Genomic DNA, 16,812 nt, shown 5'->3' on the forward strand with positions numbered 1-16,812 from the left:
CCGTGCTTCGGTAGTTTGCGCGCGTGACCTCACTCGCCGAGCTGCGCGTCCTCGAAGGACCCAACCTCTACTTCCCGCGCGCGGCGATCAAGCTCACGCTCGACGTCTCCACGATCACCGAGGCCGACGAGGAGCGGGCGCTGCGGTTCGCCCGCCGCATCGGGCTGCGCACGACCCGCCCCGGAACGCCCGGCTCCGGTTTCCGCCAGCGCTTCGCCCTGCGGGCGGTCGAGCGCCTGGTGCGCGCGATCGCGGCCGAGGCCGGAACGCGACGGCTGGCGGTCCGCGTCCGCGCGACGAGCGACCCCGACGTGGTGGTCGTGGCCTACCCCTGGCGCAACCGCGGCCGGGCCCGGGCCCTCGGGGAGGCGGTGGCCCGCGCGATCGACGCCCTGCCGACGCCCGACGTCGAGGCCGCCCTCGGCGCCGCGGCGGCGGAGGTGGCCGCCGCACCTGTCGGCGACACGCCCACCACGATCACGCCCACCATCCCGGTCGTCGCCGTGACCGGCACCAACGGCAAGACCACGACGAGCCGGATGATCGCCCACGTCGCGCGCACGAGCGGGCTGGTGGCCGGCTGGTCCAACACCGACGGCATCTACCGCGACGGCGTGCTGGTCGAGGCGGGCGACTACTCCGGGCCCTCCGGCGCCGCGCGGGCGCTGGGGCTCGACGGCGTGCAGCTCGCCGTGACCGAGACGGCCCGTGGCGGCATCCTGCTCAAGGGCATCGGCATCACCCGCAACGACGTGTCGGTGGTCACCAACGTGACCGCGGACCATCTCGGGCTCCAGGGCATCGACACGGTCGACCAGCTCGCCGAGGTCAAGTCGGTCGTCCCGCGGATCACCCGCAAGGACGGCTGGGCGGTGCTCAACGGCGACGACCCGCGCGTCCTCGCCATGCGGGGCGTGATTACCGCGCGTCCGTGGATCTTCAGCCGCGACCCCGACTCGCCGGCCGTGCGCGACGTGCTCACCGACGGCGGGCGCGCCACCACGGTGATCGACGGCTGGATCACCGTCCTGGCCCCGGGGGCCGACCCCGACCCGCTGGTCGAGCTGGTCGACGTCCCCATGACGCTCGCGGGCCTGTCGCGCTTCAACATCGAGAACGCGCTGGCCGCCGCCTCGGCCTCCCTCGCCGCCGGGATCGCGCGTGAGCACGTCGTCGCCGGCCTCACGTCGTTCCTGCCCGACGCCGAGCACAATCCCGGGCGGATGAACGTCTTCTCCCTGCCCGGAGAGGTGTCGGTGGTGATGGACCTCGCCCACAACGAGGCCGGCCTGGAGACGCTGCTCGAGATCATGGCCGGCCTACGACGTCCAGGCGCGCGCCTGCTCCTGGGCCTCGGCGCCGTCGGCGACCGCACCGACGAGCTGATCGACGCGCTCGGCGAGATCGGCGCGAAGGGCAGCGACGTCGTCGCGATCGGCCACAAGGAGTGGTATCTCCGCGGCCGCACGATGGACGAGATCGACACGCTCCTGCGCGCCGGCGCCGCCCGGGTCGGCGTCACCGACATCGAGACCCACACCACCGAGGTCGCCTGCCTCGCCGCGCTGGTCGCGCAGGCCCGGCCCGGCGACGTCGTCGGCCTGATGTGCCACGCCGAGCGCCAGGAGGCCTACGACTGGATCGCCGCCCACGGCGGCACCCCCGACAGTCCCCAGGTGCTGTCGGCCAAAGTGGGCGCCGCCGGCGGCGGGGCTCAGCCGGCCTTGGCGGCGGTGAACGGCACGTCGCCGGTGTCGCAGTCGGGGCCGCTGACGCGGTAGCTCCCCGACGCCCCGCCCGCCGCGTCGAGCGCCACGGAGTAGGTGAACGTCGCCGGGTAGAAGTCGTCCAGGAAGGTGCTGGAGGCGGCGCCGTCGTGGTGGACGAGCGAGCGGCCGAAGCTGGAGAGGGTGCTGTAGGAGTGGGTGCCGCACACGATCTTGCGGGTGACGTCGAGGTCGTCGAGGACCTTCCCGCCGGCCTCGAGCACGAACGACACCGGGGCGCCCGTCGCGTCGGTGCCGGCGAACGTGCCGCCGCGCGAGACCGTCGGCCCCACCCACGTCGCGCTGAACGGCTTCGCCTTGCCCTTGCACCCGAACAGCCCGGGTGCCGGCCTGGCCGAGCCCTTGACCTTGGTGCGGCTGGTGAAGCGGCCCGCGATGTCGACGATCGAGGACTTCGCGAAGCGTCCCTTGCGGACCTTCACCCGCGTGTAGCTGGTGTAGCCCTCCTCGCCCTCCGTGCTGTCACCGCACCGGTAGAACACGACGGCCCGGCTCACCGACAGGCGCCCCTTGCGCTTCACGACGTCGAGCGAGAACGCGGACTTCTGGCCCTTCGGGCCGAACGTGCCCTCGTAGGTGCCGACCTTCGGTCGTGCGGTGGCGCGCCGGTCGTTGTCGACGACGGCGTGCGCCGTCGACGGGACGGCCAGCGCCCCCAGCAGCAGGGGCAGGACGGCGAGGAGCAGCGGCGTGCGTCGAGTCATGCCCCGCACCCTGCCCCTGCCCTCCGCGCCCCAAACCTCAGGTGGTGGCGGCGGGCGTGTAGTCGGGGTCGGCCGCCGGGGCGTCGGGGTTCGTCGTCGAGCCGGCCTGGGCCACGTCCGACCAGTGCTCCAGCTCGGCCATCACCTCGGCGTGCTTGTCGACGCAGACCACGACGAGGTCGCCGCGGTTGGCGCGGCTCATCGCGTGCCGCACGGCCTCGAGCTCGTCGAGCACGAGCTCGGCCTGCTTGCAGCGCGCGCCCTCGGCCATGGCGGTGCGTACGCCCTCCAGCACGAGCGCGGCGGTCGCCCCCCGCTCGCGGCCGCGCAGCGCGACGTCCTCGCGCACGATGCACACGTCGAAGTGCTGGGCGGCGATGTGGCCCAGCTCGACCATGTCCTGGTCACGCCGGTCGCCGGCGGTGGCGATGATGCCGATGCGCGAGGGCCGGGCCAGGTGGTGCGAGGACTCCAACGACTCGCCCACGCGGTCCACGAAGTCGCCGAGCATCCGCATGCCGGGCGCGTTGTGGCAGTAGTCGACGATCACGTTGACGCCGTTGACCTCGACCTCGTTGAGGCGGCCGGGGGACAGGTAGTAGTTGGTGGAGAAGGTGCGCAGGCCCTGACGGATGTCGTGCAGGGGCGCACCGGCGGCGAAGGCCGCGGCCGCGGCGGCGAGCGAGTTCTGGACGTTCATCCGGGCGCGTCCGCTGAACGTCGCGGGCAGGAGGTGGGTCCAGGCCAGCTGCATCTCCCGGCGGCCGTGCTGGACGACCATCATCTCGCCGCGCTCGGTCGGGTTGAGCACGATCGCCTTGCCACCGCGGCGGCAGTGCGCGTCGATCATGTCCCGCACCTCGCTGCCGGGCTCCTCCATCGAGAACCACACGACCTGCCCCGAGCACTTGCGACGCATCTCGCGCACCAGCGGGTCGTCGGCGTTGAGCACGGCGTGGCCGTCGCGGGGCACGGCCTCGACGATGACCGCCTTGACGTCCGCGAGCTGCTCGACGGTGTCGATGCCGCGCAGGCCGAGGTGGTCGGGCTGCACGTTGAGCACCACCGCCACGTCGTTGCGCTCGTAGCCCAGGCCCTCGCGCAGGATGCCGCCGCGGGCGACCTCGAAGACCGCGAAGTCGACGCGGGGGTTCTGCAGGACCATGCGCGCCGAGCGGGGGCCGGACGCGTCGGCCCGGATCACCAGGCGCTCGTCGATCACGACGCCGTCCGTGGAGGTCATGCCGACCTTGCGGCCCATCCCCTTGAAGATGTGGCTGATCATCCGGCTGGTCGTGGTCTTGCCGTTGGTGCCGGTGACGGCGACGATCGGGATCCGCGACGGGGTGCCCGGCGGGAAGAGCATGTCGACCACCGGCTTGGCGATGAACTGCGGCTCGCCGATCGTCGGGTGCGTGTGCATCCGGAAGCCCGGGGCGGCGTTGACCTCGCAGATCGCGCCGCCGGCCTCGCGGACGGGCTCGGTGATGTCGGGACAGATGAAGTCGATGCCGGCGATGTCGAGGCCCACCATGCGGGCGGCCTCCTCGGCGATCTCGACGTTCTCCGGGTGCGCCTCGAAGGTGCGGTCGATCGAGATGCCGCCGGTCGACATGTTGCCGGTGAGGGCCAGCTTGACCGTCTCGCCCTCGGCGGGCACCGAGTCGAGCGTGTGGCCCTGGTCGGCGAGCACCTCGATGGCCGCCTCGTCGACCTTGATCCGGGTCAGCACCTTCTCGTGGCCGACGCCGCGCCGCGGGTCGGCGTTGGTCAGCTCGACCAGCTGCTCCACCGTCGAGGTGCCGTCGCCGGTCACGGAGGCCGGGACCCGCTCGGCGATCGCGACCATCCGGCCGTCGATGATCAGGCAGCGGTAGTCCTTGCCGGTCACGAACGACTCGACGATGACGCTGCCGCGTCGCGACTGCCCCTCCGCGACCGGGAAGGCCGCGCGGACCTCGGCCTCGTCCTGCAGGTCGAGGCAGACCCCGCGGCCGTGGTTGCCGTCCAGCGGCTTGAGCACCACCGGGTAGCCGATGCGGCGCGCGGCCGCGACGGCCTGGTCGACCGAGCGGACCGACTCCTGCTTGGGCACGGGCAGCCCGGCGGCGCCGAGGAGCTTGGTGGTGAGGTCCTTGTCGGAGGCGATGTCGACCGCGATCGACGACGTCTCGGAGGTCATCGTGGCGCGGATCCGCTTGGCGTGGACGCCCTGGCCGAGCTGGACGAGGGAGTACTGGTTGAGCCGGATCCACGGGATGTCGCGCGAGACCGCCTCGTCGACGATGGCCTGCGTCGACGGGCCGAACGCCGTGCGCTCGGCGCGGCGGATGAACTCGTCGCGCTCGGTCTCCCAGTCGAAGTCCGGGTCGCCCTCGACGAGGTGGTTGACCAGCCGCACGGCGAGGCTGCCCGCGGTGAGGCCGACGTTCTCCTCGATGTAGCCGTAGACGAGGTTGTAGCGACCGGGGTGGCCCTTGACCTGGCGGGTCTTGCCCCGGCGGATGTCGTGGCCGACGAGCTGCTGGAGGGAGAGCGCGACGTGCTCGGCGACGTGGCCGAGCCAGGTGCCCTCGTTGAGCCGCTCCAGGAAGCCGCCGCGGCGCCCGCGCGAGCACGAGTGCTCCCGCAGGCCCGGCAGCATCGACACCAGGTCGTCGGTGAAGCCGGGAAGGGTGTTGCTGGGGAACTGCTCGAGCGAGCCGAGGTCGACGACGAGGTGGATCGACTTGTCGTACGACCAGACGTTGGCGCCGCGGTAGACGCGCGTCTCCACGATCTCCAGGTCGGGGGTGGGCCGCTCGCTCATGCAGTGTCTCCGTCGGTGGGCTGGGTGGGGGGCTGGGCGGGCTTGCTGCGACGCAGCTTGAGCCGCCGCCGGATGGCGGCGGGCGTCGCGTCGGCGGCGGCGATGTCGCGGGCCAGCTGGCGCAGGTCGCGTCCCGCCTCGGCCAGCTCGTCGGCGTCCTCCTGCTGGACCGAGGGGTCCTGCGGCACGAGCGTGCGGGTGGTCAGGTTGAACACGGCGCCCTCGGGGAGGGTGTGGAAGAGCACCCCGCTCGCCAGGATCGGCTTGGAGCGGGCGGCCTCGTAGGCGTCGGACACCATCCGCGAGCCGTCGAAGATGGTCACGGCGCCCTTGCCGAGGACGCGCATGACGGTGTCGCCGTCGACGTCCTCCAGCAGGCCGCAGGTGTCCTCGTCGACGCCGATGCCCAGCAGCTGCGGGCTCTGCGCGACGATCATCAGCAGTCGGCCGTAGCGGTTGCGCTGGTCGAAGTGCTGGTCGACCACGGCGGACTCGACGAGCCCCAGCCCTGCCGCCACCTGCGTCATCCGCTGCTTGGCGGTCGACCCGCCCACGCCGAAGGCGACCATGTGCGAGGACTGGATGCTCGCCCCGGCCGACGTGCCCGCCACCACCGCGCCGCGCTCGTGCGCGCGCCGGATCGCGTCGCCCACGGGCGTGCCGCACACGATGGCGGACAGCTTGAGCTGGTTGCCGCCCGTCATGAACACCCCGGTGGCCTCGTCGATCGCCTTCACCAGCACCGGGTCGTGGGCCTCGTCGCGCGACTCCGGGCGCACGGCGTCGACGCGGGCCGCCCCGAACTTCGTGAACAGCGCGTCGTAGACGTCCACGACCTCGCGGCCCAGGGACGACGCGGTGGGGATCACCACGATGCGCGCGTCCCTGCCACCGCTGAGTGCGACGAAGTGCTTGAGGATCGTCGGCTTGCGCATCTTGTCCTCGGCGCCACCGATGATCATGAGTGGTCCCTTGGGCATGACAGGCAGGCTAGCGGCTGGAAGGGTGAGGGGAATGCAGGAGTCAGTGAGGGACGGGGCCGGAGCCGGCCGCCGGCTGGTCGTGATGCGCCACGCCAAGGCCGAGCACAGTGCTGCCACCGACCACGCGCGCGCCCTGGCGCGTCGCGGACGTGCCGACGCGGACGCCGCCGGGCGGTGGCTGCGCGAGCACGGCGTCGACCCCGACGTGGCGCTGGTCTCCGACGCGCTCCGCACGCAGCAGACGTGGGAGCGGGTCGCCGCCGGCGCCGGGTGGGACCCCGACGCGAGGGAGCTGTCGGAGGCGCTCTACGCCGCGGGCACCGACTCGGCCTTCGACCTGCTGCGCGACACCCCGCCCGCGGTGCGCACGCTCGTCGTCATCGGGCACAACCCCACCATGGGCTCCCTCGCCGAGCTGGTCGACGACGGCGAGGGCGAGACCGAGGCGGCGACCGCCATGATGACGCGCGGCTTCCCGACGTCGGCCGTGGCGATCTTCGCCGTCGCGGGCGACTGGGCCGACCTCGGCCCCGGCACCGCTCGCCTCGAGGCCTTCCACCCCGGGGCCGCGTGAGCGCTCCGCACGTCGTGGCCCGGCTGCGTGCCGCCGGCTGCGTGTGGGCCGAGGACGAGGCACGGCTGCTCGAGGAGGCCGCCGCCTCCGCCGATGAGCTCGAGGCGCTGCTCGCCCGGCGCGTCGCCGGCGAGCCCCTCGAGACGGTGCTGGGCTGGGCCGGCTTCCTCGGCCGTCGCCTCGTGGTCGCCCCGGGGGTCTTCGTGCCGCGCCGGCGCACCGAGCTGCTCGCGCGCACGACCCTCGACCACCTCGACCACCTCGCCCTCCGCGACCGAGGGGTCGCCGGTGGACCGCCCGTCGTGGTGGAGATGTGCTGCGGCGTCGCGCCCGTCGCCGCGTGCCTGGAGGGCGGCGGGGCGCAGGTGCACGCGGCCGACGTGAGCAGGGCCGCGCTCGACTGCGCCCGGGCCAACGCGCCGTCGGCAGGGCTGCACCTCGGTGACCTCTACGACGCACTGCCGCCCGGGCTGCACGGCCGCGTGGACGTGCTCGCCGCCAACGCGCCCTACGTGCCGACCGACCGGGTCGCCGACATGCCGCCCGAGGCGCGCGAGCACGAGCCGCTGGTCGCGCTCGACGGGGGAGCCGACGGGGTCGACCTGCACCGGCGCCTCGCGCGCGACGCCGTCGGCTGGCTCGCGCCCGGGGGAGTGCTGCTGGTGGAGACGAGCCCTGCCCAGGCGCCGCTGACGACGGCCGCCATGGCCGGCGCCGGGCTGGACCCCCACGTGGTGGCCGACCCGGAGGTGGGCGGCTGCGTCGCCGTCGGCGTACGCCCGGCGACGGTCAGTCGGTGAGCGGCGGCGCCGGCGTGGTGATGCCCACGGCGGCGTCGGCCTCCTCGATCTGCTCGCGGGAGATGCCGAGCAGGTAGAGGATCGCGTCGAGGTAGGGCACGTTGACCGACGTGTCCGCGGCGTCGCGCACCATCGGCTTGGCGTTGTAGGCGATGCCGAGCCCCGCGGCGTTGAGCATGTCGAGGTCGTTGGCGCCGTCGCCGATGGCGATGACGGCGTCGAGCGGGACGCCGACCTCGGCCGCGAACTCGCGCAGCGCCGCCGCCTTGCCGGCCCGGTCGACGACGTCGCCGACGATGCGGCCGGTGAGCCGGCCGTCGACCACCTCGAGCTGGTTGGCGCGCGCGAAGTGGATGCCGAGGTCGGCCCTGAGCCGGTCGGTGATCTGGGTGAAGCCGCCGGAGACGATGGCGAAGCGGTAGCCCAGCCGGCGCAGCGTGCGCACCATCGTGCGCGCTCCCGGCGCCAGCTCGATCGAGTGGTAGACCTCGTCGAGCGCGGACTCCGGGACGCCCTCGAGCAGCGCGACGCGCTCGCGCAGGGAGGCCTCGAAGTCGAGCTCGCCCCGCATCGCCGCCTCGGTGACCCGGGCGACCTCGGCCTGCTGGCCGGCGTGGGCGGCGAGCATCTCGATGACCTCGCCCTGGATGAGCGTGGAGTCGACGTCCATGACGATCAGCCGGATGCCGCGGCGGTGCAGCGAGTCGCGCTGCACGGCGAGGTCGATGCCCTGCTTGACCGCCTCGACGGACAGCAGCGGGCGGAGGGTGTCGGCCGGCGCGCCCGAGACGTGCAGCTCGATGGCGGTGACCGGGTAGCGCGCCATCCGCTCGATCCGGTCGATGTTGGCGCCCGAGTCGGCGATGCGGCCCGCGATCGCCGACATCGCCGAGGCCTTGAGCGGGCGCCCGATGATCGTGATGTGCGAGCGGTCACCGGGCCGGCTTCGGTTGTCGCCCGCGCCGCGCTCGACCTCGACGCTCATCCCCAGGTCGGCGGCGGTGCGCTCGATGACGTCTCGCAGCCGCTTCCAGTCGCGCGGCGCGGTCACCAGGATGCCGAGCACCAGCCGGCGGCGCAGCACGATCTGCTCGATGTCGAGGACCTCGACCCCGGCGCCGGCGAGGGCGGCGAAGACCGCTGAGGTGACGCCAGGCCGGTCCTTGCCCGTGAGGGTGACCAGGAGAGTCTTCGGCTCGTCTTCCATCGTCCCCGAAGGCTAGTCGTGCCGGGCGGCTCGCGTCGCGCCGGTCCGTCCCGCGGTCGGCGACCCCGACCTGACTGTCGGTGGGCGTGCGTACCGTCCCCGGGCATTAGCCCCGTCCACCACACCATCGACTACGTCGAGATCAACACCACCGACCTGCCCGCGTCCCGGGAGTTCTACGAGCGGGCCTTCGGGTGGTCCTTCCGCGACTACGGCCCGGCCTACGCCGGGATCCTCGATCCCGCCGGCGACGGCGAGGTCGGCGGCCTCAACGGCGCCGGCACGCCGGGTCCCGGCGGCCCCCTCGTGCTGCTCTTCTCCGACGACCTCGACGCCACCGTCACCGCGGTCGAGGCGGCGGGCGGCACCATCACCTCGGCTCCCGCCGCCTTCCCGGGCGGTCGCCGGTTCGAGTTCCGCGACCCGGTCGGCAACGTGCTGGGCGTCTGGTCGACGTCCTAGTCGGCGATTCACGCCTCGGGCCACACCTCGGGCGAGCAGGCCGCCACGACCGCACGCCGGGCGGCGCGGCCCAGCGGCCGCAGCAGGTCGCGACGCTGCTCGACCTCGAACGACGACAGCGCGCGGCCGTCGTCGGCCAGCGCGAGGTCGACGATCGCCCAGGCCTGGAGGCCGCGCGCGGCGAGGTCGACGCACCGCGGCGGCGTGCCGAGCGGCGCGTCGAGGTCGGGCCGGTGGTGCAGGTTCATCAGGGCGTCGGCGGCCTCGGGACGCCACCGTGCCACGTCCAGCGCGGCGAGGTCGCCGGCGGCGGCCAGCAGCGCGGCCCGCAGCGACCGGTCGGCCTCACCGACGTCCGGGAGCTGGCGGCGCGAGGCCGCGAAGGTGTGCCACTGCACGGTCTCGCCCTGCTCCTCCGGCACCAGCCCGAGGTCGCCCGCCACCACCGCCTGCCCCGCCTCGAGCGCGGCGGCGTTGAAGTCGTGCGGTCCGCCCAGGCCCAGCGGGTCGCCGTCGACCGGCAGCGCCAGCCCGGCGTACGACGCCCCGGTGCCCCGCGCGCGCACCAGCAGGTCGAGGGCGGAGCCGCCGTGCAGCAGGTGGGTGTCGCCGACGAGCGCGTCGAGCACGTGGTCGGTCTGCTCGTGCCCGCGCAGCCAGGCGGTCAGCCACCAGGCGAGGGTCGCCGAGTGGGGGAGGGCGAGGGGCGTGCGCGACATCGCGGGCGACGTTACTCGCCGTCCTCCGCCCGTCGTGTCAGGCGGGGGCCCTGCCCGCGTGCTGGATAGGGTGACGGCCATGGTCGCCGTCATCGAGCTCGCCGGGGTCACGGTGCGCCGTGGCCGGTCGCTGCTGCTCGACGACGTGAGCTGGGTCGTCGAGGACGACGAGCGCTGGGTGGTGCTCGGGCCCAACGGCGCCGGCAAGACCACCCTGCTGCAGGTCGCCGCCGCGCAGCTGCACCCGACGTCCGGTGTCGCCGGCATCCTCGACGAGGTGCTCGGCACCACCGACGTCTTCGAGCTGCGCCCGCGCATCGGCCTGACCAGCGCGGCGCTCGCCGACCGCATCCCCCGCTCCGAGCTCGTCAAGGACGTCGTGGTGTCCGCCTCCTACGGCGTGCTTGGCCGGTGGCGCGAGGCCTACGACGACCTCGACCACGACCGGGCCGCCACGCTGCTCGCCGAGGTGGGGGCCGACCACCTCGCCGAGCGCACCTTCGGCACGCTCAGCGAGGGCGAGCGCAAGCGCGTGCAGGTCGCGCGGGCGCTGATGACCGACCCCGAGCTGCTGCTGCTCGACGAGCCGGCCGCGGGTCTCGACCTCGGCGGCCGCGAGGACCTGGTGGCGACCCTGTCGCGACTCGCCCTCGACCCGGACTCGCCGGCGACCGTGCTGGTCTCCCACCACGTCGAGGAGATCCCGCCCGGCTTCACCCACGCACTGCTGCTGCGTGAGGGCCGGGTCGTCGACTCCGGCCCGGTCGACGACGTGGTCACGGCCGAGTCGTTGTCCGCGGCGTTCGGCATGCCGCTGGTGCTGAGCCGGTCCGACGGCCGCTTCGCCGCCCGCCGCCGGATCGACTAGCGCCTCGACCCGCGCGTCGACTAGCGCGTCCACCGGCGCACGTCATGGCGCACTGGATAGGGTCGGGCCATGGACTGGATCCGCGACCACCTCTGGGAGACCTGGCTCGGTCTCTCGATCGTGCTGGGCGTGGCCGAGATGTTCAGCCTCGACCTCATCCTGGCCATGCTCGCCGCCGGCGCGGTCGTCGGCATGATCGCGGCCCTGCTGGGCCTGCCGATCGTCGTGCAGGTGCTCGTCGCCCTCGGCGCCGCGACCGCGATGCTGGTCTTCGTCCGTCCGAGCTTCGTCAAGCGGCTGCACAGCGGTCCCGAGCTCTCCCTCGGCCACGGCAAGCTGGTCGGTTCGCGCTGCCTGGTGACCGAGGAGATCACCGGCATGGCGCCTGGTCGCATCAAGGTGGCCGGGGAGATCTGGACGGCCCTGCCCTACGACGAGAACCTGCGGATCGCACCGGGGGAGACCGTCGAGATCCTCCAGATCAAGGGCGCGACCGCCTATGTACACCCGGTGGCCACGCTCGAGCCCTGAGCGCCGACCACCGTCCCGCACCACCCACACGCCCACACCAAGATCGGGGGAGACCAGTGCCGTCCGCATTGCTCGTCCTGCTCGTGCTCGTCATCCTGTTCGTCGTCGTCATGCTCGCCAAGACGGTCCGCATCGTGCCCCAGGCACGGGCCGCGATCGTCGAGCGCTTCGGCAAGTACAAGGGGACGCTGTCGGCAGGACTCAACATCGTCGTTCCGTTCGTCGACAAGGTGCGCTACCTCATCGACCTGCGCGAGCAGGTCGTGAGCTTCCCGCCCCAGCCGGTCATCACCGAGGACAACCTGGTGGTGTCGATCGACACCGTCATCTACTTCCAGGTGACCGACCCGGTCGCGGCGACCTACGAGATCGCCAACTACATCCAGGCCGTCGAGCAGCTCACCATGACCACCCTGCGCAACATCGTCGGTGGCATGGACCTCGAGGAGACGCTCACCAGCCGCGACGAGATCAACACCCGCCTGCGGGGCGTGCTCGACGAGGCCACCGGCAAGTGGGGCATCCGGGTCAACCGCGTCGAGCTCAAGGGCATCGACCCGCCGCCGTCGATCAAGGACTCGATGGAGAAGCAGATGCGGGCCGACCGCGACAAGCGCGCCCAGATCCTCACCGCGGAGGGTGGCCGCCAGGCCGCGATCCTCACCGCCGAGGGCGAGAAGCAGTCGTCGATCCTGTCCGCCGAGGGCGACCGAGAGGCGCAGATCCTGCGCGCGCAGGCCGACCGCGAGGCGCAGATCCTGCGGGCACAGGGTGAGGGCCAGGCGATCCAGACGGTCTTCCAGGCCATCCACGACGGCCAGCCCGACCAGTCGCTGCTCGCCTACCAGTACCTCCAGATGATGCCGAAGATCGCCGAGGGCAGCGCCAACAAGGTGTGGGTCATCCCCTCGGAGATCACCAAGGCGATGGAGGGCCTGGGCTCCTCGATCCACGAGATCGCCGGCATCCCGAAGGACGCCACCCCGCGCACGCGCGTGGACATGGGCCCGACCGACCCCCAGCTGCCCCGCTCGTCGGCCGACCCGGAGATGCGCGCGACCAACGAGGCGGTCCAGCAGGCGATCGCCGAGGCAGAGAGCGCCGCCAACCCGGGGCGTACGGCCCGCTCGATCGACCCGGCGGCCACGGCCACCGAGGGCGACGAGCCCACTGACCCCGGAGCGCCTGCCGGCCAGTGAGTCCGACCGAAGCAGTGCTGGTCGTCCTCGCAGGAGTGGCGGCCGGCACCATCAACACTGTCGTGGGGTCGGGAACGTTGATCACGTTCCCGACCCTCCTGGCGTTCGGCGTCCCCCCGGTGACGGCCAACGTCAGCAACAACGTCGGCCTGGTGCCGGGCAGCCTGTCGGGGGTCATCGGCTACCGGCGCGAGCTCGCCGGCCAGCGCGCGCGGGTGCTGCGGCTGGGCGCGGCGTCCCTGCTCGGCGGCACCGCGGGGGCGCTGCTCCTGCTGTGGCTGCCGTCCTCGGCGTTCGACACCATCGTGCCGGCGCTGATCGGCCTCGGCGTGGCGCTGGTCGTGCTGGGCCCACGCATCCAGCGCTCGGTCGCGGCGCGTGCCGAGGCGCGCGGCGGCATCCCCGACCACGGCGTGTGGTGGGTGTGGCCGGCGGTCGCCCTGGCCGGCGTCTACGGCGGCTACTTCGGCGCGGCCCAGGGGGTGCTGCTGATGGCGATCCTCGGCATCGGGGTCGCCGACTCCATGCAGCGCCACACGGCCACCAAGAACGTCCTCGCGCTCATCGTCAACGCGGTCGCCGCCGTCGTCTTCATCGCCGTCGCCGACATCGACTGGGAGGTCGCCGGGCTCATCGCGCTCGGGTCGGTCGTGGGCGGCCAGATCGGTGCCGGCGTCGGGCGGCGGCTGCCCCCGGCCCTGCTGCGCGCCGTCATCGCCGTCGTGGGGGTCGTGGCCCTCGTCGCCCTGGTCTCCTGAGCAGGCTCCCCGGGCGGGGGGCATGCCTGGGTTCAGGCCGGCTCGCAGACGCAGAGCTGGCCGCCAGACGGGTGTCCTTGAGCGGTCTCGTCTCCGCTCAACCACCCGGATCCGGGTGTCCCAGCGGGGACGAGACTGTCCTAGTGGCCCTGCTCGGGCGGAGGGAGGGCAGCGGCCTCGGAGTTGCTCGTGAGGTACCACGTCCCGTGGGTGATCTGGGCGGCTGCGTCGTACGTCTCGGCAACGTCGACCCGCACGACGCCACCGTCGCGGTCCACGAACGACAACGCGTCGCGCCGGCGGCGGACGCCGTCAGCCTCGGCGAGCATCCGCACGCTCGGGTTGAACACGTCGAGCACGAGCCGCGCCCCGGGCGCGAGGTGCCGGCGCACCGCCCGCAAGCAGCCCACCAGGTCATCGACCGCGTGCAGGTGGAGCAAGGAGTTGGCGGCGATGACCACGAGGTCGAACGTGCGGCCCAGGTCGACCTCGCGCATGTCGCCCCGCACCCACTCCACGTCCACGCCGCATTCGTCGGCCTTGCGCCTCGCCTCGGCGAGCATGTGCGGCGAGAGCTCGAGTCCCGTGCACGGGTGGCCGTCGAGCGCGATCGGGATCAGCTTCTGCCCGGTGCCGGACCCAAGCTCGAGGACGCGTGCGCCCTCGCCCTGCCGGTCGGCCGCGGCCCGGTAGAAGTCGACCGCTTGGACGCTGCCGGGGAACAACCGGTCGTACAACGGCGCATCCGCGTACAACTCATCGCTCACGGCCATCCCCCTGTCAAGTGAGGAGCATTGCACTGGTGATCGTGGCAGGTCGGCGGGGACGTTGGTGGCCCGCGAGATTCGGGGTGTGGAACAACGGAGAGTGTCGTACCCCAGGGGTAGAATCGAACACATGATCGAGGTGGCCAGGCGGGATGCGGATGGGGTCGAGGACCTCACCGCCTCTGGTCTGCTGCGTGCGATCCGCGAGCGTCGCCTCGTCGAGGAGCGGGCTGCGGCCGATCAGCTCGTGCTTGCTGCGCGGTGGGCCGACCTGCACCCGCCGGAGTCGATCCACTCGGCGGCTTCCTTCACCGTGCCCGGCTGTGAGCACGAAGAGCCCATCGCAGGTGAAGGCACGCCGTTGGTCGCGGAGTTCTGCGTCGCCGAGCTCGGGGGCGTCCTGGGCGTCTCGACGGTGTCGGCGAAGAGGCTCATCGGCCACGCCCTCGAGCTGCGGCACCGGCTGCCGAGACTGTGGGCGCAGGTCCAGGCCGGCAGGGTCCCGGCGTGGCGGGCGCGGGCGGTCGCAGAGGTCACGATCCACACCACCCCGTCGTTGACGCGTGAGGCGGCGGCGTTCGTGGACGCGCAGGTCGCTGCCGTGGCCGGCAGGATCGGGCCGGCGCAGCTCGACCGGCTCGTCGCCGAGACCATCAAGCGATTCGACCTCGCCGTCCCCGACCCGGCCTCCGATCCGGAGGACGGCTACCTCTACGTCGACCCACGCCACGCCACCCTCCATGACCAGGAGGTCCACTTCGCCGGGACGATGCGGTTCGAGGCCGAGCTCGACATGGCCGACGCCATCGACCTTGACCGGGCGCTAGCCCATGGCGCCGCCACCCTCGCCGCGCTCGGCTCCGTGGAGTCGTTGGACGCGCGCCGTTCCGCCGCGCTCGGTGACCTCGCGCGGACGCAGACGGCGCTCGACCTCCACCACCAAGGCGCTCCTGGCGGTCGGCACGACGCCGACGGGCTGCCGGTCGCCCGCGAGGTCGTGCTGCACGCCCACGTCGACGCCACGTTCTCCGGTGACGCCACCGTCTTCGGTCCGACCGGTCGCCTGGAGGAGGGGCAGCGGCTGGTGCTGCTCGACCACATCCGCGGCTGGTGTGCCGACTCCCGCACCAAGGTCACCATCAAGCCGGTCATCGACCTCAACGCGAGCCTGCACACCGACGCCTACGCGGTCCCCTACCGGCTCCGCGAGCAAATCGGTCTCAGGGACCGCACCTGTGTCTTCCCGTGGTGCACCCGCCCCGCCCGCGGCTGCGACATCGACCACGTCATCCCCTACGACCACCACGCCGCCGCCGAAGGCAGACCACAGCCCGGCCCCACCCAGAGCGACAACCTCGCCGCCTTGTGCCGGACGCATCACCGACTCAAGACCCACACCGCCTGGCGATACGAGACCACCGGCCCCGGAGCGTACGAGTGGACGTCACCCCACGGACACCGCTACCGCCGCGACGCATCCGGCACCACCCGCATCGACGAGCCGGACCCACCCGGCATCCCGCGCTCCCGCCGACCATGACCCCGCCCCCACACCCCGCCACCCACCCGGTAGCGGGGGCACCGGCATGCTCCGGCACGGTGGTGGCTGGTCGGCAAGGACAACCGTCGGTAACCGGGTGCCGCCCTCCTGGCGACGCCAGGTAGCGGATCGGCAGATGTGCGGAAGCCGCCGACGAAGAGCCCGCTGAGCACTACCAGGGTCCCTCTGTGGATGCCGACAGTCGCAAGAGTGCTGGTGGAGCAGCGGCTCGGCGAAGTGGCTGGGCGGCAACGCCGCATCTGGTCCGCTCTAGCGGTCGCCGGAGTCCGGCATGTCGTGCTTCATGGGGCACGGTCGTCTGAGCTCGTGGTCTGGTTGGGCGCGTTCCAAATCGTCGGTGGGGCCGTTCTTGGTCCTTGCGCAGCCCGTACCAAACAGGCTCTTCGGTGACAGGACGCGGTGGGTGGAGATCGACCCGTGAATCGCCGAGGTCAAGTTCGGGGACGGCAGACGTGCCTCATGCATCCGGATCCTGCCGAGATCCGGAAGTGCCTCGGCTCGTGATCCGCCGCTCTATCGTCGAGCCATGTCTTCGCTTCGGGCTCACTTCGAGGAGCGCGTCGCCCGCCTGTTGGACTGCGCCACCGTGCAGTCCAGCCAGGAGGGCGGAGCGACGATCCTTCGACTCACACCGCACCAGGCGAACGCGGTGGGAGTCGTCCTGTACCTCGGGCCCGGCGATTACGGGACGGTGCAACTTGATGACCAAGGTGCCGTCCCAGCGGAACTCGGTGATGATGTGGAACTGGACGCCAAGGCGATCGACCACATCATCGACGCCGCTGTTGAAGGACGCGCGACCGCGTTCCACATTGGGCGTGGAGGTTGCGTCGAGGAGTGGAGCAGCGGCACCGCTCATCGGTCCTGGAGGAACGCCTTGCCCTGGCCCGGCTGGAGACGACGAGCCGACAGATTCAACTACCTCTCGTACCGCTGAGGGAACGTACGGATCTGCCGCTGATAGTGCGCGGAACTGCCGAGATGCGGGGCGGGACTTGCCGCCCGACAGGCACACCAGTGGCAAGGTGCTGTCTCGTGGACGACACAGCAGCGAGAACCAACCTGCACAACTACTTGAAGCAC

The 16,812-nt window shown here is 72.4% G+C and carries 16 protein-coding genes; 10 read left to right on the forward strand and 6 right to left on the reverse strand.

Annotated elements, in window-relative coordinates:
- Nucleotides 1–23: 23 nt before the first annotated feature.
- Nucleotides 24–1,781 carry a Mur ligase family protein gene (locus AC4H2S_RS19650; RefSeq protein WP_491498670.1) on the forward strand — a complete coding sequence of 586 codons (1,758 nt, stop codon included), beginning with the start codon at nt 24–26 and terminating at the stop codon, nt 1,779–1,781.
- On the opposite strand, the gene AC4H2S_RS19655 is transcribed toward AC4H2S_RS19650, so the two are convergent.
- Genes AC4H2S_RS19655 through AC4H2S_RS19665 form a run of 3 tightly spaced genes read right to left on the reverse strand, consistent with a single transcriptional unit; the run spans nt 1,715 to nt 6,280 of the window.
- A complete protein-coding gene (locus tag AC4H2S_RS19655; RefSeq protein ID WP_491498671.1) occupies nt 1,715–2,491 on the reverse strand; it encodes a hypothetical protein in 777 nt (258 codons plus the stop codon). The genes AC4H2S_RS19650 and AC4H2S_RS19655 overlap by 67 nt on opposite strands.
- A 37-nt stretch (nt 2,492–2,528) precedes the next feature.
- Nucleotides 2,529–5,300, reverse strand: a complete 2,772-nt coding sequence (gene cphA / locus AC4H2S_RS19660; protein WP_491498672.1) for a cyanophycin synthetase — start codon at nt 5,298–5,300, stop codon at nt 2,529–2,531.
- A complete protein-coding gene (locus AC4H2S_RS19665; protein WP_491498673.1) occupies nt 5,297–6,280 on the reverse strand; it encodes a cyanophycinase in 984 nt (327 codons plus the stop codon). The genes cphA and AC4H2S_RS19665 overlap by 4 nt, the downstream gene beginning before the upstream one ends.
- Nucleotides 6,281–6,314: 34 nt before the next feature.
- On the opposite strand from AC4H2S_RS19665, the gene AC4H2S_RS19670 reads away from it, so the two are divergent.
- The gene (locus AC4H2S_RS19670; protein ID WP_491498674.1) at nt 6,315–6,857 is read left to right on the forward strand and encodes a SixA phosphatase family protein; all 543 of its coding nucleotides are present in this window, start codon (nt 6,315–6,317) and stop codon (nt 6,855–6,857) included.
- Nucleotides 6,854–7,657, forward strand: coding sequence for a putative protein N(5)-glutamine methyltransferase (locus tag AC4H2S_RS19675; protein ID WP_491498675.1), 804 nt, complete (start codon nt 6,854–6,856; stop codon nt 7,655–7,657). Before AC4H2S_RS19670 ends, AC4H2S_RS19675 begins: the two co-directional genes overlap by 4 nt.
- Here the strand turns inward: AC4H2S_RS19675 and serB are convergent.
- Nucleotides 7,647–8,864, reverse strand: coding sequence for a phosphoserine phosphatase SerB (gene serB, locus AC4H2S_RS19680; protein ID WP_491498676.1), 1,218 nt, complete (start codon nt 8,862–8,864; stop codon nt 7,647–7,649). The two genes, AC4H2S_RS19675 and serB, sit on opposite strands and share 11 nt — an antisense overlap.
- 18 nt (nt 8,865–8,882) lie before the next feature.
- Here serB and AC4H2S_RS19685 point away from each other — a divergent pair, with 18 nt between their 5' ends.
- Nucleotides 8,883–9,326 carry a VOC family protein gene (locus AC4H2S_RS19685; protein WP_491498677.1) on the forward strand — a complete coding sequence of 148 codons (444 nt, stop codon included), beginning with the start codon at nt 8,883–8,885 and terminating at the stop codon, nt 9,324–9,326.
- A gap of 8 nt (nt 9,327–9,334) precedes the next feature.
- On the opposite strand, the gene AC4H2S_RS19690 is transcribed toward AC4H2S_RS19685, so the two are convergent.
- Nucleotides 9,335–10,045, reverse strand: coding sequence for an Rv1486c family protein (locus AC4H2S_RS19690; RefSeq protein ID WP_491498678.1), 711 nt, complete (start codon nt 10,043–10,045; stop codon nt 9,335–9,337).
- A 79-nt stretch (nt 10,046–10,124) separates the two neighbouring features.
- Here AC4H2S_RS19690 and AC4H2S_RS19695 point away from each other — a divergent pair, with 79 nt between their 5' ends.
- The 4 genes from AC4H2S_RS19695 (at nt 10,125) to AC4H2S_RS19710 (ending at nt 13,401) form a co-directional block, all read left to right on the forward strand.
- Complete coding sequence (locus AC4H2S_RS19695; RefSeq protein WP_491498679.1) at nt 10,125–10,913, forward strand: ABC transporter ATP-binding protein; 789 nt, start codon at nt 10,125–10,127, stop codon at nt 10,911–10,913.
- Nucleotides 10,914–10,982: 69 nt separating this feature from the next.
- Nucleotides 10,983–11,444 (forward strand): NfeD family protein, encoded by a 462-nt coding sequence (locus AC4H2S_RS19700; RefSeq protein ID WP_491498680.1) that lies wholly within the window; start codon nt 10,983–10,985, stop codon nt 11,442–11,444.
- Between the two features lie 56 nt (nt 11,445–11,500).
- Nucleotides 11,501–12,643, forward strand: coding sequence for an SPFH domain-containing protein (locus AC4H2S_RS19705; protein WP_491498681.1), 1,143 nt, complete (start codon nt 11,501–11,503; stop codon nt 12,641–12,643).
- On the forward strand, nt 12,640–13,401 hold the full coding sequence (locus AC4H2S_RS19710; protein ID WP_491498682.1) for a sulfite exporter TauE/SafE family protein: 762 nt from the start codon (nt 12,640–12,642) through the stop codon (nt 13,399–13,401). Before AC4H2S_RS19705 ends, AC4H2S_RS19710 begins: the two co-directional genes overlap by 4 nt.
- A 140-nt stretch (nt 13,402–13,541) precedes the next feature.
- Here AC4H2S_RS19710 and AC4H2S_RS19715 read toward each other — a convergent pair whose 3' ends face one another.
- Nucleotides 13,542–14,168 (reverse strand): class I SAM-dependent methyltransferase, encoded by a 627-nt coding sequence (locus tag AC4H2S_RS19715; RefSeq protein ID WP_491498683.1) that lies wholly within the window; start codon nt 14,166–14,168, stop codon nt 13,542–13,544.
- A gap of 130 nt (nt 14,169–14,298) precedes the next feature.
- Between AC4H2S_RS19715 and AC4H2S_RS19720 the strand changes: the two genes are divergently transcribed.
- Together AC4H2S_RS19720 and AC4H2S_RS19725 are read left to right on the forward strand one after the other, a co-directional pair.
- Nucleotides 14,299–15,708, forward strand: coding sequence for an HNH endonuclease signature motif containing protein (locus AC4H2S_RS19720; RefSeq protein WP_491498684.1), 1,410 nt, complete (start codon nt 14,299–14,301; stop codon nt 15,706–15,708).
- A gap of 547 nt (nt 15,709–16,255) precedes the next feature.
- Nucleotides 16,256–16,666, forward strand: coding sequence for a hypothetical protein (locus tag AC4H2S_RS19725; protein WP_491498685.1), 411 nt, complete (start codon nt 16,256–16,258; stop codon nt 16,664–16,666).
- Nucleotides 16,667–16,812: the final 146 nt, after the last annotated feature.

It is taken from the genome of Nocardioides sp. Z13_37, assembly GCF_058355585.1.